Annotated in this window: 16 protein-coding genes; 4 read left to right on the forward strand and 12 right to left on the reverse strand. The window is 61.3% G+C overall.

What is annotated here, in order from left to right:
* Positions 1 to 3 precede the first annotated feature (3 nt).
* The gene (locus ACZ0BA_RS06785; RefSeq protein WP_463450562.1) at positions 4 to 591 is read left to right on the forward strand and encodes a TadE/TadG family type IV pilus assembly protein; all 588 of its coding nucleotides are present in this window, start codon (positions 4 to 6) and stop codon (positions 589 to 591) included.
* Here ACZ0BA_RS06785 and ACZ0BA_RS06790 read toward each other — a convergent pair.
* The 3 genes from ACZ0BA_RS06790 to ACZ0BA_RS06800 all read right to left on the reverse strand — a co-directional run bounded on the left by ACZ0BA_RS06790 (position 483) and on the right by ACZ0BA_RS06800 (position 5,515).
* Positions 483 to 3,662: an efflux RND transporter permease subunit gene (locus tag ACZ0BA_RS06790; protein WP_463450563.1), complete on the reverse strand. Its 3,180-nt coding sequence runs from the start codon at positions 3,660 to 3,662 to the stop codon at positions 483 to 485. The two genes, ACZ0BA_RS06785 and ACZ0BA_RS06790, sit on opposite strands and share 109 nt — an antisense overlap.
* On the reverse strand, positions 3,659 to 4,813 hold the full coding sequence (locus ACZ0BA_RS06795) for an efflux RND transporter periplasmic adaptor subunit (RefSeq protein WP_463450564.1): 1,155 nt from the start codon (positions 4,811 to 4,813) through the stop codon (positions 3,659 to 3,661). The genes ACZ0BA_RS06790 and ACZ0BA_RS06795 overlap by 4 nt, the downstream gene beginning before the upstream one ends.
* Positions 4,814 to 4,897: 84 nt before the next feature.
* On the reverse strand, positions 4,898 to 5,515 hold the full coding sequence (locus tag ACZ0BA_RS06800) for a TetR/AcrR family transcriptional regulator (protein WP_463450565.1): 618 nt from the start codon (positions 5,513 to 5,515) through the stop codon (positions 4,898 to 4,900).
* A gap of 91 nt (positions 5,516 to 5,606) precedes the next feature.
* Between ACZ0BA_RS06800 and ACZ0BA_RS06805 the strand changes: the two genes are divergently transcribed.
* The 3 genes from ACZ0BA_RS06805 to ACZ0BA_RS06815 all read left to right on the forward strand — a co-directional run bounded on the left by ACZ0BA_RS06805 (position 5,607) and on the right by ACZ0BA_RS06815 (position 10,077).
* Positions 5,607 to 7,106, forward strand: a complete 1,500-nt coding sequence (locus ACZ0BA_RS06805; RefSeq protein ID WP_463454717.1) for an efflux transporter outer membrane subunit — start codon at positions 5,607 to 5,609, stop codon at positions 7,104 to 7,106.
* A gap of 62 nt (positions 7,107 to 7,168) precedes the next feature.
* On the forward strand, positions 7,169 to 8,947 hold the full coding sequence (locus ACZ0BA_RS06810) for a glycoside hydrolase family 9 protein (RefSeq protein ID WP_463450566.1): 1,779 nt from the start codon (positions 7,169 to 7,171) through the stop codon (positions 8,945 to 8,947).
* Between the two features lie 134 nt (positions 8,948 to 9,081).
* Positions 9,082 to 10,077, forward strand: coding sequence for a lipid A deacylase LpxR family protein (locus ACZ0BA_RS06815; protein ID WP_463450567.1), 996 nt, complete (start codon positions 9,082 to 9,084; stop codon positions 10,075 to 10,077).
* Positions 10,078 to 10,092: 15 nt separating this feature from the next.
* Here the strand turns inward: ACZ0BA_RS06815 and ACZ0BA_RS06820 are convergent, their stop codons facing one another.
* The 9 genes from ACZ0BA_RS06820 to ACZ0BA_RS06860 form a co-directional block, all read right to left on the reverse strand.
* Positions 10,093 to 12,228 (reverse strand): ATP-binding protein, encoded by a 2,136-nt coding sequence (locus ACZ0BA_RS06820; protein WP_463450568.1) that lies wholly within the window; start codon positions 12,226 to 12,228, stop codon positions 10,093 to 10,095.
* Between the two features lie 94 nt (positions 12,229 to 12,322).
* Entirely contained in the window at positions 12,323 to 13,648 is a 1,326-nt protein-coding gene (locus tag ACZ0BA_RS06825; protein WP_463450569.1) for an MFS transporter, read from the reverse strand.
* A gap of 302 nt (positions 13,649 to 13,950) precedes the next feature.
* Entirely contained in the window at positions 13,951 to 14,388 is a 438-nt protein-coding gene (locus tag ACZ0BA_RS06830; RefSeq protein WP_463450570.1) for a hypothetical protein, read from the reverse strand.
* 331 nt (positions 14,389 to 14,719) lie between these two features.
* On the reverse strand, positions 14,720 to 15,127 hold the full coding sequence (locus ACZ0BA_RS06835; protein ID WP_463450571.1) for a hypothetical protein: 408 nt from the start codon (positions 15,125 to 15,127) through the stop codon (positions 14,720 to 14,722).
* Positions 15,128 to 15,382: 255 nt separating this feature from the next.
* On the reverse strand, positions 15,383 to 15,634 hold the full coding sequence (locus ACZ0BA_RS06840) for a hypothetical protein (protein WP_463450572.1): 252 nt from the start codon (positions 15,632 to 15,634) through the stop codon (positions 15,383 to 15,385).
* Positions 15,635 to 15,930: 296 nt separating this feature from the next.
* Positions 15,931 to 16,389: a hypothetical protein gene (locus ACZ0BA_RS06845; RefSeq protein ID WP_463450573.1), complete on the reverse strand. Its 459-nt coding sequence runs from the start codon at positions 16,387 to 16,389 to the stop codon at positions 15,931 to 15,933.
* 219 nt (positions 16,390 to 16,608) lie between these two features.
* On the reverse strand, positions 16,609 to 17,259 hold the full coding sequence (locus ACZ0BA_RS06850; protein ID WP_463450574.1) for a GAD-like domain-containing protein: 651 nt from the start codon (positions 17,257 to 17,259) through the stop codon (positions 16,609 to 16,611).
* An 11-nt stretch (positions 17,260 to 17,270) separates the two neighbouring features.
* Positions 17,271 to 18,269 (reverse strand): polymorphic toxin type 15 domain-containing protein, encoded by a 999-nt coding sequence (locus tag ACZ0BA_RS06855; RefSeq protein WP_463450575.1) that lies wholly within the window; start codon positions 18,267 to 18,269, stop codon positions 17,271 to 17,273.
* A 25-nt stretch (positions 18,270 to 18,294) separates the two neighbouring features.
* Positions 18,295 to 19,227: a DUF4123 domain-containing protein gene (locus ACZ0BA_RS06860; RefSeq protein WP_463450576.1), complete on the reverse strand. Its 933-nt coding sequence runs from the start codon at positions 19,225 to 19,227 to the stop codon at positions 18,295 to 18,297.
* Positions 19,228 to 19,238: the final 11 nt, after the last annotated feature.

A 19,238-nucleotide genomic window follows, 5' to 3' on the forward strand; every position in this document is an offset into this window, starting at 1 on the left:
GCCATGCCACCAAAACTTTTGCATCCCCGTCGCCGTGCCGGCGCCGTGACAGCCGAGTTCGCCATTGTGATCACCTTGTTTCTGGCCATCGTCTGCGGCGTGGTCGAAGTGGCGCGTATGCTCTACATGTTCAATACGCTGCAAGTGGTCACGCAGCGGGCGGCGGCGGCGGCGGCGAACGCCGACTTCAGCGACCCGGCCGCCATGGCCCTTGTGCGGCGGCGGGCCATCTTCCGCGATTCCGCCGGGGCGCTGTCGCTCGGTGCGCCGGTCACGGACAACCACGTTCGCATCGACTATTTGGCGCTGGCCGGCACCGGCGCGGCAGCCATCACCGAAATACCGACCGCATTGCTGCCGGCGTGCCCGGCCAACAACCGAATCAACTGCATGCAGAATCCCTACGGCCCGAGCTGCATCCGCCTGGTGCGGGCGCGCATCTGCGATCCCGCAACCACCGGACAATGCGCCAGGGTTGCGTATCAGGCCTGGTTTTCCTTCCTTGCCGTACCGCTCAGCTTACCAAGCGCGCCGGCCGTCGTGACGGTCGAGACGTTGGGAGCGCCGCCTGGCGTGGCGCCGTGCCCGTGAGCGGCGGTGGGAGCCGGCCCGGGCCGGATCTTGAACCAGATCGAATACATCGCCGGCAGGAACACCAGCGTCAGCACGGTGCCGGCGAAGGTGCCGCCAATCAGCGTGTAGGCCAGCGTGCCCCAGAACACCGAATGCGTTAGCGGAATGAAGGCCAGGATCGCCGCCAGCGCGGTCAGCACCACCGGCCGGGCGCGCTGCACGGTGGCCTCGACCACCGCCTCGAACGGCGCCAGTCCCGCTGCCTCGTTGTGGTGGATCTGTCCGATCAGGATCAAGGTGTTGCGCATCAGGATGCCCGACAGCGCGATCAGCCCGACCAGCGCGTTGATGCCGAACGGCTGCGCGAACACGAGCAAGGTCGGCACCACGCCGATCAGGCCGAGCGGGCTGGTCAGGAAAACCATGACCATCGCCGAGATCGAGCGCACCTGGAAGATCAGGATCAGCAAGGTGGCCGCCAGCATGATGGGGAACAGCGGCAGCATCGCTTGCATCGCCTTGCCCGACTCCTCGATGGAGCCGGCCTCGTCGATGCGGTAGCCGGCCGGCAGCCGGTCCTTGAGCGGTTGCAGCTGTGCGGTCATGGCGGCCGACACGTCGGGCGGCTGCAGGCCCTCGGCGATGTCGCCGCGCACCGTGATGGTCGGCACGCGGTCGCGCCGGCGCATGACCGGCTCCTCGGCGCGCACGTCCACCGTGCCCACTTGCGACAGCGGAATGCGCTGGCCGTTGGCGCCGGTCAGCGTGAAGTCGGCGATGCGGGCCGGGTCGAGCCGCAGCTCGCCGGCCGAACGCGCCATCACTTGCACGGTGCGGATGTCTTCGCGCACGGCCGTCAGCGGCACACCGCTCAGCAGGAATTGCAGTTGCTGCGCCACCGCGCTCGAACTCAGGCCCACCGCTTGCAAGCGGTCCTGCTGCAACGTGAAGTGCAGAGTCGGCGCGCGGGTGCCCCAGTCGTTGTTCACGGTGCGCATCATCGGGCTGGCGTTCATCACCTGCTGCACCTCGGCGGCGATGCCGCGCAGTTTTTCCGGGTCCGGTCCGCTGACGCGGTAGGCGACAGGGAACGGCGAGTAGGGACCGAAGACCAGCTGGGTGATGCGCACCCGCGCCTCGGGGGCGATGCCGCCGGCGACCACCTCGCGCAGGCGGCGTTTAAGCGCCTCGCGCTGTTCCTGGCTGTCGGTGCGGATGACGATCTTGGCAAACGACGGGTCCGGCAGTTCCGGGCCCATCGCCAGGAAGAAGCGCGGCGCGCCCTGGCCGATGTAGGCGGTGACGATTTTCGCCTCCGGCTGTTTGGCCAGCCAGGCCTCGACCTTGGCGGCGCTGGCGCTGGTCTGCGCGATGGACGTGCCATACGGCATTTGCACCTCGACCAGTACTTCGGGCCGGTCGGAGACCGGGAAGAACTGCTTTTTCACCACGGCCATGCCCGCCACGGACAGCGCGAACAGGCCGACGACGGCGCCGGCGACCAGCCACTTGCGGGCGATCACGCGCGCCAGCACACGGCGGAAGCGGTTGTAGCGGGGCGTGTCGTACAGCGCCTCATGGCCGCCTTCGACCTGTTTGAGTTCCGGCAGCAGCTTGACGCCGAGATAGGGCGTGAACACCACGGCCACGACCCACGAGGCGATCAGCGCGATGCCGACGATCCAGAACATATTGCTGGTGTATTCGCCGGCCGTGGAGCGGGCGAAGCCGTTGGGCATGAAGCCGACCGCCGTCACCAGGGTGCCCGACAGCATCGGCGCGGCGGTGTGGCTCCACGCGTAGGCCGAGGCGGCGACGCGGCTGTAGCCTTCCTCCATCTTGACCACCATCATTTCGATGGCGATGATGGCGTCGTCCACCAGCAGGCCCAGCCCGAGGATCAGCGAGCCGAGCGTGATGCGGTCGAAGTTCTTGCCGGTCGCGGCCATGACGATGAACACCACCGCCAGGGTCAGCGGCACGGCCGCCGCGACGACGATGCCCACGCGCCAGCCCATGCTGACGAAGCACACCACCATCACCACCAGCAGCGCGACGAAGAACTTGACCATGAATTCATCGACCGCCGAGCTGATATTGACGGCCTGGTCGGTGACCTTGGTCAGCGCCATACCCAGCGGCATGTCGGTGTTGATGGCGCCGACTTCCTTGTCGAGCGCCTGACCGAGGTCGAGGCCGTTCCAACCGTCGCGCATGATGATGCCCAGCAGCAGTGCCGGCTCGCCGCCGTTGCGTATCATGAACGTGGCCGGGTCCTCGTAGCCGCGCTTGACGGTGGCGATGTCCGACAATTTCAGCGTGCGGCCCTGGGCCACGACCGGCGTGTCGCGGATTTTTTGCAATTCGTCGAAGGCGCCGTCGAGGCGCAGGAACACCGACGGCCCCTTGGTTTCCACCGAGCCGGCCGGCGTCAGTACGTTCTGGGCGTTGAGCGCTGCAAACACCTCCTGGGGGCTGATGCCCAGGGTCGCCAGACGGTCGTGCGAGAACTCGACAAAGATACGTTCGGGCTGCTCGCCGACGATATTGACCTTTTTCACGCCGGGCACGTGCAGCAGCCGCTGGCGCAGCGTCTCGGCGTCGCGCACCAGCAAGCGCTGCGGCTCGCCCTTGGCCTTGAGCGCGAACAGGGCGAAGGTGACGTCCGCGTACTCGTCGTTGACCATCGGTCCGATCACGCCGGACGGCAGATTGCCCACCTCGTCGCCGACCTTTTTGCGGGCCTGATAGAACTGCTCCTGCACCTCGGACGGCGGCGTGCTGTCGAGCAGTGTCAAGGTGGTGAAGGCCAGGCCGGGGCGGGTATAGGTTTCGGCGCGCTCGTACCAGCGCAGCTCTTGCAGCCGCTTTTCCAGCTTTTCGGCGACCTGGTCCTGCATTTCGCGCGCGGTGGCGCCGGGCCACGCGGTGATGACGGTCATCACCTTGACCGTGAAGGCGGGGTCTTCCGCCCGCCCGAGTTTGAAGAAGGACACGACGCCCGCCAAAGTGATCAGGCAGATCAGGAACAGGGTGACGGAGCGCTCGCGCACGGCAAGCGCCGACAGGTTGAAACGACCTTCGCTCATGGCCGGGCTCCCGCTGCCGTTGTTGGCGAGGCGGCGGCAACGGTGGTAGCCGTTGCGGCTGTTGCGGGCTGGCCGTCCAGGCGCACCGCCTGGCCTTCACGCAGCATGTGCGCGCCCAGCGCGACCACCCTGTCACCTTGCTTGAGCTGGCCGGCGACGCGCACGCTGTCGTCGCCGACGCGCTGCACCGTTACCGGCCGCCAGCCCACCTTGGCCGGCGTGCCCTGGATCACCCAGACGCCCGGTCCCTTGCCCTGATCGAACAGGGCGCCGATCGGCACCGACCAACCCGCTTGCGTGGCCGCGTGGCCGTCCGGGATCTGGATCGCGACGGTCGTGCCCAGCGGCGCGTCGGACAGCTCGCCGTCGAGCACATAGCGCGCTTCGAAAGTGCGGGTCTGGCGGTCGGCGGCGTTGGAGAGCTGCCGCAGCCTGGCGGGAACGGCGGCGCCTTCCTTCCCGTACAGCGTGGCCAGGCCGGTCGAGCCCAGCGCCGGGCGCAGGGTTTCCGGCAGCTGGATGACGGCCTCGCGCTGGCCGGCGCGCGCCAGACGTACGACAACCTGTCCGGCGGCGACGACCTGGCCCGGCTCGACCAGCGTTTCCATGACGACGCCGTCGGCGTCCGCCACCAGCTCGCCGTAGCGGCTGGCGTTACGGGCCACTTCGGCCTGCGATTCGGCCGCGTTGAGCTGGGCCTTTGCGGCGTCCGCCGCCGCCTTGACCTGATCGTAGGCCGACGCCGAGATCGCGCCGGTGCCGCGCAAATCGCGGTAGCGCGCTTCCTCGTCGGTAGCCTGGCGGGCGCGGGCGCGGGCGGCGGCGACCGCCTCCAGCTGGGCGCTGGCGGCCAGCTTCAGGTCGACGGGGTCGATCCGCATCAATGTTTGTCCGCGCTTGACGCTCTGGCCGGCGTCGACCAGCCGCTCCAGCACCTTGCCGGAAACCCGGAAGCCCAGATCGCTTTGTACGCGTGCGGCGACGATGCCGGTGAAGCTGCGCGGGGCGGCGCCAGCCGTCGCTTCGACGGTGGCGGTGCGCACCAGCGGCGCGGCGCTGCGCGGATCGGGCGGCGTCTTGTCGCCGCAGGCGGCAAGTGCCAACGGCAAGGCGGCGAAGATGGTGGAGAGAGCAAAGCGATGGCCAAGCATGGGAATCCCGTAGAGAACTGAACAGGATCTCATTTTGTAACGAGTGACCATATTTGTCAATGGTCACATTCAATCATTGGAGTGTTACGGGGAAAGACTGCGCAGCACCAGGCTGGAGAGGAGGGTGGGCGCCTCGGCCGTGTGTTCCAGGCTGTGCTGCAGGAGCACCGGGTTCAGATACGGACGCATCACCAGATAAATGGCCGCCGCAGCCTCGTCGAGCGGCGTTTTGCGCTCGAAATCCTCGCTCTCGCGACCCTGGCGCAGCACGTCTTGCAGCAAGAGACCGATGCGTTCCTCGTACGCGCGCACGGTCGGCCACTGCTCGGTCGCGGCGGAGGCCGCGATGTCGTACAGCTTGCGATCCTCGAAACACAGGCGCAGGCTCGATTCGACGGCGGTCTTGAACAGACGGCGCAACTTCTCGGGCGGGCGGTCGGTGCCGTCGACGGCGGTCCGGATGTCGCTTTCAATCTCGCGCAGGCAGTTGCCGCAGATCTGCTCGCCGATGGCCTGCTTGGACTCGAAGAACTTATAGATATACGCCTTGGAAAAACCGATGGCTTTGGCCAGGTCGGAGACGGCGGTTTTTTCGTAGCCGTACAGACGGAAATGTTCAGTCGCGGCGACGAGGATCTGGTCGCGCACGTCGTGATCGGCGGGGCCGCGCGCTGAGGAGGAGGGAGTGCTTGGTTTGGTCATGAGGTTGGTCTTATTCGGTGTTTGAAGATTGTACAACGAGTGACGATTAGGTGATATAGTCACTAAATCGTCACTTTCCGTGGAAATTCCCATGCTGCTCAAACGCTCTATCCTGATACTTGCCGCCGCTGGTGTGGCGGGTTGCGCCGTCGGACCGGATTACAGCCGGCCCGCCACACCTCTGCCGGAGCGTTACCTCGGGCAAGCCGCCGTCGAGCAGCGCCAGGCCACCGCCAGCGCCGACCTGATCGCCTGGTGGGACGGCTTCGGCGATGCGCAGCTGACGCGCTACGTCACGCTGGCGCTGGCGCAGAACCTCGACTTGGCCCAGGCATCGGCCCGGGTGGCCCAGGCCCGGGCGGGTGTCGGCGCCGCCGACGCCGCGCTGCTGCCGTCCGGTTCCGTCAGCGCCCAAGGCGCACGCGCCTATCAGTCGGTGGAAACTCCGCTCGGGCGAATCCTGAATTCACAGCCGGATTTCGATCGTTACGGCAATTCTTACGAGGCCAATCTGGGCGTGGGCTGGGAGCTGGATGTGTTCGGCGGCCTGCGGCGCGGGCGCCAAGCGGCGCTGGCCGACTATCACGCCTCGGAGGCCGGCGCGATCGCGACCCGGCTGGCCGTGGCTGCGCAGACCGCCGACATCTATATCGGCATCCGAGGCCTGCAAACCCGCCTCGACATCGCGCGCGGGCAGGTGAAAACGCAACAAGAGCTTTTGTCGACGCTCAATCTGCTTTACGGCAAGGGGCTGGCGGCCGAATTGCAGGTCCGGCAAGTCGAAGGCGCCTTGGCGGAAGTACGCGCCTCGTTGCCGGTGCTGGAGGCGGCACTCGATACCTCCATGAACGCGCTGGACGTGATGCTCGGCACGGCGCCCGGGACCCACCGGGAGGAGCTGGCCGATTCCGGCGCCGGGACGGCGGAGCAGGGGACGAAGCGGCAAACGATACCGGCGCCGCCGCGCATCGAAGCCACGGGATCGCCGGGTGACCTGTTGCGTCGGCGTCCTGATCTGATCGTGGCCGAGAGGCGCCTGGCCGCGTCGAACGCGCGCATCGGCGTGGCCATCGCCGAGTTCTACCCCAAGCTTTCGTTTAGCGGTTTGATCGGCAGTGCGACCTCAGTATCCGGCGGCAATCTGTTCTCCGGCGGCGCCAGCCAGGCGTCGGGTGTGCTGGGCTTGCGCTGGCGCTTGTTCGACTTCGGTCGGATCAATGCGCAGATCGATCTGGCCAAAGGGCAGGAGGCGGAGTCGCTGGCTGCCTATCGCCTTGCCGTGCTGCGCGCCGCCGAGGAGGTGGAAAACGCCTTGTCGGCGCTGGTCAAGCGGGAAGATCAGGCCGGCGTGCTGGCACAGGGCGTTGAGTCGCTTGAGCGGGCCCGGAGCGCGTCGTTCGCGGCATACCAGAAAGGCGTCGTCAGCCTGATCGAGGTGCTGCAAGCCGACGAGAACCTGCTGCGCGCCACCGACATGCGGGCGCAGGCGCAAACCGAATCCGCCCGCGCGGCGGTGGCGGCGTTCAAGGCGCTCGGCGGCGGTTGGCAGCCGGCGCCGGTGGACATGGAAACGGGTGAGCACTCGCGTTGACTTTTCATCCAAAGCGCGAGACTATATTGTGAAAACGTTTTCATAATATAGAGGAGCACTCGTTGAGATCAGCAGCAAACCGCCCCCGTGGCGCACTAAAAATCCTGGCACTCGCCGCATCGCTGGCGTTATTGAGCGCGATGGGACCGGCCGATGCCGCCCCTGCAGCGCTTGCCACCGACCGCGACATCAAGGTCGACCAGGTCGGCTATCTTCCGGGATCGGCCAAGGTGGCGGTGGTCCCCAACGTGGACGCCGCCGCCTTCACCATCGTCAAGGCGGGCAGCGACACGGTCGTGATGCGCGGCACGCTGGGCGCGGCTGCAGCCTACGCGCCGGCGGCCGAGACCGTCCGACTGGCCAACTTCAGCGAGCTGGCGGCGCCGGGGCGTTACCAGCTGCGGGTGGCCGGTCTGCCGGACTCGGCGCCGTTCACGGTCGGCGCCGACGCCTACCAGGCGCTCAACGCGGCGGCGATCAAGGCCTACTACCTCAACCGGGCCGGCATCGCATTGCCGGAAAAGCATGCCGGCATCTTCGCCAGAAAGGCCGGGCATCCGGACACCAACGTTATGGTTCACGAGTCGGCGGCCAGCGCCGCGCGGCCGGCCGGCACCGTGATCTCCAGTCCCAAGGGCTGGTACGACGCCGGCGACTACAACAAATATATCGTCAACTCGGGCATCACCACTTATACCTTGCTGGCATCGTACGAGGATTTCCCCGGCTTCTACAAGGCGCAGAACCTCGACATCCCGGAGAGCGGCAACGGCATCCCCGACATCCTCAACGAGGTGTTGTGGAACCTGGACTGGATGTTCACCATGCAGGACCCGGCAGATGGCGGCGTCTACCACAAGCTGACCGACAAGGTGTTCGACGGCATGGTGATGCCCGACCAGGCCAGGCAACAGCGCTATGTGGTGCAAAAGAGCACCGCCGCCGCGCTCGACTTCGCCGCCGTCATGGCCACCGCGAGCCGTGTGCTGCAGCCGTATGACGGCAAGCTGAACGGGATCTCGGCGCGCGCGCTGGCGGCTTCCAAGGCAGCGTGGCAGTGGGCGCAAAGCCATCCGGCCGTCTATTATCGCCAGCCCAAAGACATTCGCACCGGCGAGTACGGGGACACCAACTTGACCGACGAGTTTGCATGGGCGGCGGCGGAACTGTATATCAGCACGGGCGACGATGCCTACTACAAGGCGATGCGGGCGCCGGCGCTCAAGGCGACCATTCCGTCGTGGAGCGATGTGGGCGGGCTGGCCTGGATGTCGCTGGCGCGCCACCGCAAGCAGCTTACTCCGGCGGCCGACCAGGCGTTGATCGCCGCCAGCATCGACCGCCTGGCAGACAGCCTGGCGAAGGTGTGGCAAGGCTCGGCCTACGGCATCACCATGCAAAGCGGCGACTTTATCTGGGGCAGCAACAGCGTGGTGTTGAACCAGTCGATGATGTTGTTGCAAGGCTACCGGCTGAACGGTAAAGCGGCGTATTTGCAGGCGGCCCAGTCCGGCCTGGATTACGTGCTCGGTCGCAACGCGGTCGGCACCTCGTTCGTCACCGGTTTCGGTGCCAGGTCGGCGCAACACCCGCACCACCGGCCGTCGGTGGCCGATGGCGTCGTCGCGCCGGTGCCCGGCTTCCTGGTCGGCGGGCCGCAGCCTGGCCAGCAGGACAAGGCCGATTGCCGCGCGTCTTATCCTTCGGCGGTGCCGGCCAAACCCTGGCTGGACGACGGTTGCTCCTACGCCAGCAATGAAATCGCCATCAACTGGAACGCGCCGCTGGTGTACGTGACGGCGGCGTTGCAGGCGTTGACCCCGCCGGCCCCGGCGAAGTAAACGCAAATCCGCCGGGCTTTGCGCCCGGCGGCCCCCGGATTTTTGCGGCAGAGGGCGCGCACGAATGGCACGGAATCCGGCATCCCGCGTTTTAGATTACTATGGGTTTGCTTGTTACTGTGTCATTTGACCAAATGAAAATACCCATTACTCCATTTCAGTTTTCCACACTTTTCCTCTGTCTGTTTTTTGCGTCGATCCCTGCGAAAGCCGAGGAAACCCGCTTGTCCATGATGGTGCAAAACGATGTATTTGTCGGCAGCGATGGCGGCGGCTACACCAGCGGTATCACGCTGTCGCACCTGCGCAGCGTAGCGCCCGGCGAGGCGTCCATCGCGCCGCTGCCGGTACTCGGCACGGTGGCGCCGTGGCTTGGCGTGGGCCCGGCAACATTGACACGGTTTTCGCTCAGCCAGATTCTGGTGACGCCGCAGGACATCACCCGCAAGGATCCCGATCCGCTAGACGCTCCCTATGTCGGCGCCCTATGGTTGGGCGCTGGGCAGGTGTCGGTCGACGGCAACGTGGCGGACATGCTCGGCCTGCGCCTCGGTGTGCTGGGTCCCGCTGCCGGCGGTCGCCGTTCGCAAACGCTGATCCACCGCCTGATCGGCTCGGATCGCCCGGAAGGCTGGGATTCGCAAGGTCCAACGCGCTTGCTGCTCGGCGTCGAGCGCTACCGGGCATGGCGCCTGGCTTCGGCGGCGGAGGACGACGGCCGGCCGCGCGCCGACATGATCGTCTCCGGTGGCGCCACGGCGGGTAACCTGCAATCGTCGGTCGGCGCGAGCGTTCTGCTGCGCTACGGCACCGGACTACAGCGCAACTTCCCCAGCGCCATCCATCAGGAAATTCGGGGCGGCGATCCGGTCTTCCTGGGCAATGGCTGGTTTGTGTATGCCGGTCTGATCGGAGACAGGATGTTTACGCACGCGGGCATCGGCAAAAATCACTACCCGGAAAACAACGTCGCCGAATTGCGCCACAACCAGACCGTGGGGCTGGTCGGCATCGCGTACGGATTCAAAAGCGCGTCGGTGTCGTTCTCGCTGCAAAGCGCCAGTCCACTGATCACGTCGAGCTCCAAACGCGAGCCTTACGGTTCGTTGACCTTGACGATACCGTTGTGACGCGCGCGCGCCGCGTCAGGCTGCGGCCTGGCGCAGCATGGCGTGCAGCTCGGCAAGCACCACCGGCTTGAGCAAATGGTGGTCGAAGCCGGCGGCGCGCGACCGGGCGCGGTCCTCGGCGGCGCCCCAGCCGGTCAGCGCGGCCAGCGTGACGTTTTCCAGGCCCGGAAGCGTGCGCATGGCGCGCGCCGTGTCGTAGCCGTCCATGCCGGGCATGCCGATATCGAGCAACGCGACGTCCGGCCGGAACGCTTCGGCGATCGCCAACGCGCCGGCGCCATCGTAGGCAACGCGGGTGACGTGACCGCCCGCTTCCAGCAGATCGCACAGGGTATCGGCGGCGTCGCGGTTGTCGTCGGCGACCAGCACGCGCAGGGCACCTGCCGGGGTGGTCTGGTCGCCGGTATGCGGCGCCAGGGTGGTTGACTGCTGCGCTCCATCGACGGCCGCCAGCGGAAGCCTTATCGAAAACGTGCTGCCCAGGCCGACACCGGGACTGGCCGCCGTGACGGTTCCGTCATGCAGTTCCAGCAACTTGCGCACCAGCGACAACCCGATCCCCAGCCCGCCTTTGGCATGGGCGATGTTGCGCCCTACCTGGGTGAACATCTCGAACACGCCAGCGATCGATTCGGCCGGGATGCCGATGCCGTTGTCGGACACCTCGATCAACAACTCGCCGGCGGCCACCCGCGCCGAGATGGCGATGTGTCCGCCAGGCGGCGTATACTTGGCCGCGTTCGACAACAGGTTGCTCAACACCTGGCTGAGCCGGACCACGTCGACCTCGACGATGGCGGGCGCGTCCGGCAGGGCGAGCGTCAGCTTATGGCCGGCCGCGTCCAGCAGCGGCTGGCTGGTCTCGACCGCCAATGCCACCAGCGTCTTGAGCTCGGCACGTTCCTTTTTTAGAAACAGTTTGCCGCTGGAGACGCGTGCGATATCGAGCAGGTCGTTAATCAGATGCACCATGTGCGACACCTGGCGTTCCATCATCGCGCGCACGTTCGCCATGGCGGCCGGGTCGCCTCCAGCCAGCTTCATCAGTTCCAGACCGTTGCGTATTGGCGCCAGCGGGTTGCGCAGCTCGTGCGCGAGCGTGGCCAGGAACTCGGACTTGTGGCGGTCGGACTCGCGCAGCGCCTCGGTCGAACGGACCCGCTCGATATGCGCCCAGCAGCGTTCCACCACGTCCTCCACCAGCGCCACCTCGTCGGGCGACCACACGCGACGGTGTGCCTGATGCACCGCCATCATCGCCACCAGCTTGCCGCCCTTGACCAGCGGGCAGCAGATGATGGCCTTGATGCCGATCTGGTTGAACATCTCGTAGCCGTCGCCGGCGGCCACCTCGGTGTCGACGTCGTTGATCTGCAGGGTTTTTCCCACGCGCAGGTTGCCGGTGGCGCGGCTGCCGAACAGGTCGAGCGAATAGACGCCGACGGTGCTGAATGCGCCATCGGCGGTCCAGTCGTGGCGGATCGTGAAGCGGTCGTTGTCCGGCTCCAGGTCTGCATAAGCGACGCGCGTGACACCGAGGTGCTGACCCAGCAGGCGGGTAGCCTCGGCCATGATGGTTTTGGCGTCGGCGGCGATACTGGTGGCCTTGCCGATGGTGTCGAGCAGGCGCAGGCGCTCCTCGACGCGCTTTTTGCCGGTCGTTTCCGAGCAGACGCAAAAAACGCCGGCGACCGCGCCGGTCTCGTCGCGCACCGGGCTGACTGAAAACGTCGCGTACATGCGCTCCGGGTAGCCGTGGCGGTGCAGCAGGAACGGCTGGTCCTCGGCGTAGGTGCAGGCGCCGGCCATGGCGCCGTTCAACATGGGACCGACCACGTGCCAGATGTCGCTCCACACTTCGTTGAACGGTTTGCCGAGGATGTGCTCGGGTTGACCGCCAATGCCGCCGAGGATAGGCCGGTAGGCGTCGTTGAACAGGAAATGCAGGCCCGGTCCCCAGGCGATGTACATGGGATGGCTCGAGCCGAGCATGATGCTGACCGTCGTGCGCAGCGCCGGCGGCCAGGTCTCGAGCGAACCGAGCGGGGTTGCCGCCCAGTCGAACGTCCGCAACAGCGCCCCCATGTCGCCGCCGCCGGCGGCAAAGGCGATGTCGTGGGCTGGATGGGACGATGACTGGTGTTGCGGCATGGGCGAACTTTTCCGGTGGCAGTGGCGGGTTGTTTTGGACAAACATCCCCGAAAGCCGAACGATAGCATTTCCTCGCGGCCACCGCCGCGCGTCTCAGGCGCTAAGCGGGCGCTCTCGGATGAACAGCGCCGTCACCGCGCCCACGCCGCATAGCGCCATGACGTAATAGGCCGGCGCCAGCGGCTGGGTTTTGAGCATCAAGGTCACCATGATGGGCGTCAAGCCGCCGAAGATGGCGTATGCCAGATTATAAGAAAACGACAAGCCGGAAAAGCGCACCGGCGCCGGGAAGGCCCTCACCATCGCGCTTGGGACGACGCCGACCACGCCCACGCTCAGCCCGAGCAGCGCGTACAGCGGCAACAACAGGTCGGGGCGCGTTTTGAGGGTGGTGTAGAACACCCAGGTGCAAATGGCCAGCAGCGCCGCGCCGACGATGAGCATGCGGCGCGCACCCAGACGGTCGGCCAGCACGCCGTAAATCACGCAACCGAACGCCAGACACAAGGTCGCGGCCGTATTGGCGGCCAGCGAAGTGCGGGCGTCGAAGCCGTAGACTTTTTGCAGCAGCGCCGGCGTCATCAGGATCACCACCACGATCGCGGCCGACAGCATCCACGTCAGCAGCATCGACAGCGCGACCGCGCGCCGGTGCTGGCGCAGCACCGCCTTGAGCGGCATCTCGGCGGCCAGCGCCTTGCGCTGCTGCAGTTCGAGGAAGACCGGCGTTTCGTGTAGCCAGCGCCGCAGGTACATCGCGCCCAGGCCGAACACGCCGCCCAGCACGAACGGCAGGCGCCAGCCGTAATCGAGCACTTCCTGAGGCGTGAAGACGCTGTTGATGCCGGTCGCCACCAGCGAGCCGAGCAGGATGCCGAAAGTCAGGCCGGCGGTCAGTGTGCCGCAGGCGTAGCCGATGCGGCGCGCCGGCACGTGTTCGGACACGAAGACCCACGCGCCGGGCACTTCGCCGCCGACCGCCGCGCCCTGGCATACGCGCAGCAACAGCAGCAGCAGCGGGGCGGCCAGGCCGATGGTGGCGTAGGTCGGCAGCAGGCCGATCAGCAGGGTCGGCACCGCCATCAGCAGGATCGACAGGTTGAACATCTTCTTGCGCCCCAGCAGGTCGCCGAAGTGGGCCATGACCATGCCGCCCAGCGGGCGCACCACGTAGCCGGCGGCGAAGATGCCGAAGGTCTGGAACAGCCGCAGCCAGTCCGGCATCGTCGGTGGGAAGAACAGCGCGCCGATCGAGGTGGCGAAAAAGACGAAGATGATGAAGTCGTAGAATTCTAGCGCGCCGCCCAGCGCGGCTAGTGAGAGGGTTTTGTAGTCCTGGCGGGTGAGCGGCCGTTCGGGTGCGCTTTGGCCGGATGCGGCCTTGGCGAGCGATGCTTTGTCGTTTTCTTTATTTTGCATAAGGTTTCGCCTCGTTAGAGTGTTCGATAGCCGGCTTTTCTTCACGTCGTGGTAAGCGGCCGAGCAAAAGCATTATACAAAGAGAAAGTTGATCGCCGGGATAGGGCGAATGTCCGAGGCGGCTATTTGCGGGTGTCGGTACACGTTTTTCCAGACCTGCTCCCGGCACCGTTTAAAGGCACAGGCGGCGTAGGTTGGGGAGCATGTCTGGTCATCGCGTTGGCCACCGATGGCTGGTTAGGGTGATGCCCAGCAACTCGCTCGTGATCTCGAGCTTGGTTCAGTCGTCACTGATGACGCGCTTAAGTGAGACCTGATGCTATGTAGGGAAGGAAGTTGTGAATGATTCTATCAAACCTACCCTTTGCTACTGCTGTAACTGACAGATCATCTTTATTGTGTAGCCCTGTTGACGACATTCCAAACAGTGGGAAAAATAATATCCCGGCATACTCCAGTGGGGAATCGATCTTGCGCAGCTTGCTTAATGCCATCGTATCATGAAATATATCAATATCATTGAGCATCAGCTTGATATTTGGGCGAAACGACATTTCCAATATTTTGGATCCGTCCATAGGAAAAATCAGCTCGACTTCGGCATAGACAAATTTAAGTTCATTTTTCCGAGTCTTAGTCCGGCGCATTGGCTCTCCAAATGTCTTTTCACATTCAATCTGTGATGTGAAAAACGACAGGCGCTCTGTCCCGACGTACGGTATAAGAATAACGGTTTTCATTATTTGCTCAGGTGACGTGGGAGGCTGTCGTGCGTATTAAACCATTGGTTATAGAATTTGTAAAATTAGTGGTAACTACGATTTTGAAATTGGAAGCCGATCCGACGAGTGCTAAAAACTTCCGCCAACACCAAGTGTAAGACTTCTACGTCGCCGCGCTGCTCGAACCGAACTAGTTGTTGAACCACCTTTACTTTTGCCAAACTTTATAACTTTCTGATCCCATATTGAATTGTCGATTAGTTGCAATGTGGTTTGCTTCCGAAGCGTCTGTCCTAGCCTACTCTGCAAAACCATTTTTTCGAGCGGTCGAGAACTGCAGACAGCGCGATCACTCAACGAAATTATTTTGCTCAGGATCGTAGATTACTATTCCTTTAATTTCTCGTAGGAAATCCATTAAATAAATTATCTGATTGGTATGGTGCTGCTCGTCATCATTGCCAAAAACCATTCGGATCCTTCGATTAATGATGGAGAGATCTGATGAGTTGAAAGATTTTGTCCGTTCCCGAATTTCTAACGAATCGGCTTCAACCGCATCACCTTCCTCGTAGCTAACTCGAGCAAGCCAATTATCCCATTTCAGGACTAATATCTCAGTTTTTGCAAATGGCAACTTCTCCCGATGCAACAAAAAATTTTCATTTTTGAGATAGTTTTTTAAATCCTTTCCAAGGGATTCAATTGAGACCTCGGGCGCTTCATTGCTTAATAATCCATATAGTGCAAATGTCACAATATTTCCCCAAGGAGAAGCTGCCCGATTTACTACAAATTGATTTTCTGCGAAAAAGAGTGCGTTCTAGTAATTCTAGAGGTGCCATGCTAATGGATTTACCCGTGTCGATAGGGGCCAAGGTCGTGTTGCACTGCCAGCCCAGCTACGTCGGCCGCACCGCCGGGGATCTCCAGCTTAAACAATCTCCAGCTTTAAGTCCATGTCCGCTTTGGCCAAAGCCGCCGGGGCATCTTGCTGTGTTCAGTGTCATAGTTATTGATTAGGAATGCCAGAGCCGCCGTCTGCAAGGCTTATCTGCCACTTTTCCATATCTTTATACTCGAACTCGATTTCATAGTCAAAATCCTTATCTATCGTCAAAAGCAGTAGAGCAGGATTCTTTTCCAACTCCGCCAATAATTCCATAGATATTTTGTTCATCTCATCGAAAAACTCATCTTGCATAAGTGCGCTGACGATAAACACATCGGATGAGGTTGTATAAGAGGAGCAAGATTCATACATTCGTTCTTCAGCATGAAATCTGAAAAAAGCACGCTCGAATTCAGGCTCCAGTTCTTATACCTCCTCGATGAATCGTTTACCAAGAGCGATAATTAAATCTGTTTCACGTTCTTTCATTTTCCTGCCTTTCTTAGCGGAAGGCGCCAAGCATCACGCCAAATCGGTCGAAAACGCGCTTATTCGACTCGCCATTCGAGCATTTCGCGCGCTGATCAGGCTCAGAAAGCTAATTGATCAGCGTTTCCCTAGAATCAGGACAGATTCAAATAGGCATAGCGACGACGCAGTTTAAGATATCATTTCTCCTCTGAGTGATCAATGTTCAGCTCGCGAGGTTCTATATCTGCCATGATTATTTTTCGCAATAACCCCCTTTTCTTTCTTAATGATAGGGTCCGCATTGCAAATATGGGAGAAAACTGCAGATTTTCGATCCTTGTATGATTGATTATGACCGGCGTGTTGAAATAAATATTTTTTGGATCTTTGAGAGAGAGGTTCCATTTTCCATTGAAAGTCTCTCTGACGATTTCCCCAACATACCGTGAAAATGTCACTATCCAACCCTGCTTTTCATCTTCACTGCAATTCTCCGTCTCTTGGAAAAAAAGTTTCTCTAAATTTTCTAAACACTCCATATCGACGGCGAGCGGAATATTTCTTTTTTCAGCCTCTGACTCAACAGCTTCAAGTTGGTCATCCATGATCAAAAGAAAATCATCAAACTTCTCTTTGGCTTCATCTTTGCCAAACATCTTGCACTCCTGGACTGGGATCATAAGCCGGCCCGACTGGCCTTAATTGTGCGCTAACCATATGCGTACTCCGCAGCAGTCAGAACTTCTCCACACTCACTGCCCGCAGATGCAATCAAATCTATTTTTTCTTCCAAATGATCGATCTCGAACGGCCTTGGGCTCGACCTGCGACATCACCGCTCTACGTAACAGACCAGGTTAGCTGATGAATCCAGATCAGGAGACCTGCCCGCCGACATCGATAGGAATGATTTCTATTTCCCCCAGTTGTTCGAGCAACAAGAGATGTTCATGCATCTTGACCTTTACAAGATATTCCAAGCGAGGCATACCACCTATGCACAATGCTGGTTCAAAGCCATACATTTCATCCGCTTTTAATTTCCCAAGCTTTTTTACGGCCTTTTTAAATAAAGGTTTTTCGTTTTCGTCTTCGAAATCGAGACCTTCGGGATCCTGATCGCTAAAAAATGAGGCAATCGCAGAATCCGGTCGAGTTAGTAATCTTTTGTCATCTGGATACGAGTACATGGTGGCGTCCAGTGGGGTTACTGTAATGGTCTGGCCACTTTTTTCACCCCACAGAAATAGTTCACCGAAAGCAGTGCGAGCAACAGTGTGATAGGAATCACGATCTTCTGCTCCTGATCCCGCGAGCCATTCTTCGACAATTGGCTCGAACTCCGCTGGATTAACTATCCAAAACAGCCCGTCCTTATGGCCCCCCCAACCATAATTTTTCCAATATTCCAATAAGCGTGCTGGCAGTTTACCTTGGTACTTCTCAATGTCGCTAGCCTGCGGTTGCTCTGGGTCTTGGACTGCTGCGCCAAAGGTTTTTAAGAAATAATCAAAATCTTCATCCATCCCTAAATCTCCTATTTCCTACATTTCGGTAATTTTGCGTTCATTTTTGTATTGGCTTGTTCAGCTTCGGGGATTTTTGACGTGGCTTCATCCAACTCCTTCACCCGGCTCTTCCATTGGCTACCAATAGATGAGTTCACACTCTTGTCTCCCAGCCTCACGGCTTCATCTTCGCCACCGGCGATCATGTCTGGTTCATGCAAAGCACCAAGCGATTTCATTGTGTTTTTCGCTTCCCTCTGCGCGGCTGCCTTCGCATCGTCCAGCGACATCTTTTTTAAATTTCTGTTTTCGTCGGTCAACTTACTAACCAAAGCCTTCTTATATTTCTCACGAGCTTTTTTCTGCGCCAGGCCTGAGCCAGCGCGACCATTTTTTTTGAAAAAGGCTCTTGCGTCGTTGTACTGTTTAACCGTCAAATTATTTAAGGCTTCTTCTTGACGTTTGAGTTGTTCAGCAAATTCTTTAGACTTGGAAGGATCAAGATTTTTTGAGCTGAAGCAAGTCACACGCTTCTTAGGCATTATCTTCGTTGGCTTCCCACCTTTAGCACAATCCTCGCAGTCTTTGTCTTTAGCCTTTGCGGCCGCCTTTTCTTGCTGCGCAGCGGCCTTTTCCGCGTCTGCTGCGATTTTAGCTTCTTTGGCCGCTAGCTCCGCTGCTTCCTCTTTCTTTTTCAACGCGTTGAGGTAGGCCAATTCCTTGGTCAACAAGGTCGCCTTTTCTTTGAGCGCCAGAACCCGCTTGGCGACACGCGTCGCCTTAATAGGTTTCGCCACCGCGTCACCGAGGTAGGGGATCATACCCACCACGTTCAAGCCGGCGCCGAGGAAGTCGCCGTTGCGTATGGCGATGCCGGCACCGACCGCGTCCGAGATCGGCGTCGGATCGACCATGCCGGCCACGTCCGCAGCAGTGCCGGCCGCTTCCCACGCCATCTCAGCGTTGACGTCGGCCAGCTTTTTGGTGACGGTTTGTATCCGCTCGGTTAGATTAAATCCGCCAGTCATAAGTTCTCGTTTTGCGTAAGTTGTGTCATGCCGGTAGTGCGTGTTGGAACAGCGCTTCGTAGCGTTTTTGCTCGCCGATCTGACGCCAGATCGCATCGGGCAGTTCGTCGATCATTTGGCTCAGTCGCTCTTCGGGCGCTATCTCCTCGTCGCGCAGGTAGCTGCGCACCATCGGATGAGCGTCGAACGACGGCGACACGCGCATCATCAAGCCCGCAAAAAGATGCTGGTCGTCGGCGTTGTGAATGCCGTAACCTGCGCAGCGCGCCACGGCGGCAATAGCTATGTTGCGCAGCATGTCGGCTTCCATTCCCTCGATCGCCTCGGCGCTGTTTTCCTCCCAGTGGGCGATGATGCTGTCGTACAGTGCTTCCTTGTCGTAGTACATCAGTTGCTCGCGCTGGCGCTCGTCGAGACTGATGGGAACGACCGAGAACGCGGCGATTTCGGCGGGGGTGGCCGGCTCCGGATCGATACCGTAGTACGCCTCCCGTCGTGGTTCCCACGCGGTCCAGCTGCTGACTGGCGCGAAGAAGAACTTCTTTTGCGGCCCGGTCAGCGCGGAGGACAGGCCCAGCAGAATGCGTGGGTCGTAGAAACGCAGCACAACATCTTCGTCATCATTGATCCGGCATTGCAGCCGACGTGTCAACATCATGGCCAAGGTGGGCAGGCCGAAGTGACTTTTGATCCAGGTGACGCTCGGACGCGCGCGCTCCTTCTCGATCACCCACATGAAGATGGATTTGTCCTTGGCGGTTGGGTCGAGCGCGATCAGCAGCGGCGCGACAGATTGCAGATGCGCCTCCGGTGTGTCGGCGAACAGCGAGCGCCACTGCGCATCAGGAAAGCGCGTCGTCAGCTGCGCGAAGGCGTCATCGTGCGCGGCGCAATCGATCAACGCATAGGTGTTATCGACTTTCTGGCCCTCGTCGGGCGCGGAGGAATGGCTGTTCATCGTAAGATTTC

The sequence above is a fragment of the Duganella sp. AC917 genome (genome assembly GCF_979258245.1).

Coding starts and splice junctions, on each gene's coding strand:
- ACZ0BA_RS06785 (WP_463450562.1), top strand. CDS start 4: ATGCCACCAAAACTTTTGCATCCCCGTCGCCGTGCCGGCGCCGTGACA.
- ACZ0BA_RS06790 (WP_463450563.1), bottom strand. CDS start 3,662: ATGAGCGAAGGTCGTTTCAACCTGTCGGCGCTTGCCGTGCGCGAGCGC.
- ACZ0BA_RS06795 (WP_463450564.1), bottom strand. CDS start 4,813: ATGCTTGGCCATCGCTTTGCTCTCTCCACCATCTTCGCCGCCTTGCCG.
- ACZ0BA_RS06800 (WP_463450565.1), bottom strand. CDS start 5,515: ATGACCAAACCAAGCACTCCCTCCTCCTCAGCGCGCGGCCCCGCCGAT.
- ACZ0BA_RS06805 (WP_463454717.1), top strand. CDS start 5,607: ATGCTGCTCAAACGCTCTATCCTGATACTTGCCGCCGCTGGTGTGGCG.
- ACZ0BA_RS06815 (WP_463450567.1), top strand. CDS start 9,082: ATGAAAATACCCATTACTCCATTTCAGTTTTCCACACTTTTCCTCTGT.
- ACZ0BA_RS06820 (WP_463450568.1), bottom strand. CDS start 12,228: ATGCCGCAACACCAGTCATCGTCCCATCCAGCCCACGACATCGCCTTT.
- ACZ0BA_RS06825 (WP_463450569.1), bottom strand. CDS start 13,648: ATGCAAAATAAAGAAAACGACAAAGCATCGCTCGCCAAGGCCGCATCC.
- ACZ0BA_RS06830 (WP_463450570.1), bottom strand. CDS start 14,388: ATGAAAACCGTTATTCTTATACCGTACGTCGGGACAGAGCGCCTGTCG.
- ACZ0BA_RS06840 (WP_463450572.1), bottom strand. CDS start 15,634: ATGTATGAATCTTGCTCCTCTTATACAACCTCATCCGATGTGTTTATC.
- ACZ0BA_RS06845 (WP_463450573.1), bottom strand. CDS start 16,389: ATGTTTGGCAAAGATGAAGCCAAAGAGAAGTTTGATGATTTTCTTTTG.
- ACZ0BA_RS06850 (WP_463450574.1), bottom strand. CDS start 17,259: ATGGATGAAGATTTTGATTATTTCTTAAAAACCTTTGGCGCAGCAGTC.
- ACZ0BA_RS06855 (WP_463450575.1), bottom strand. CDS start 18,269: ATGACTGGCGGATTTAATCTAACCGAGCGGATACAAACCGTCACCAAA.
- ACZ0BA_RS06860 (WP_463450576.1), bottom strand. CDS start 19,227: ATGAACAGCCATTCCTCCGCGCCCGACGAGGGCCAGAAAGTCGATAAC.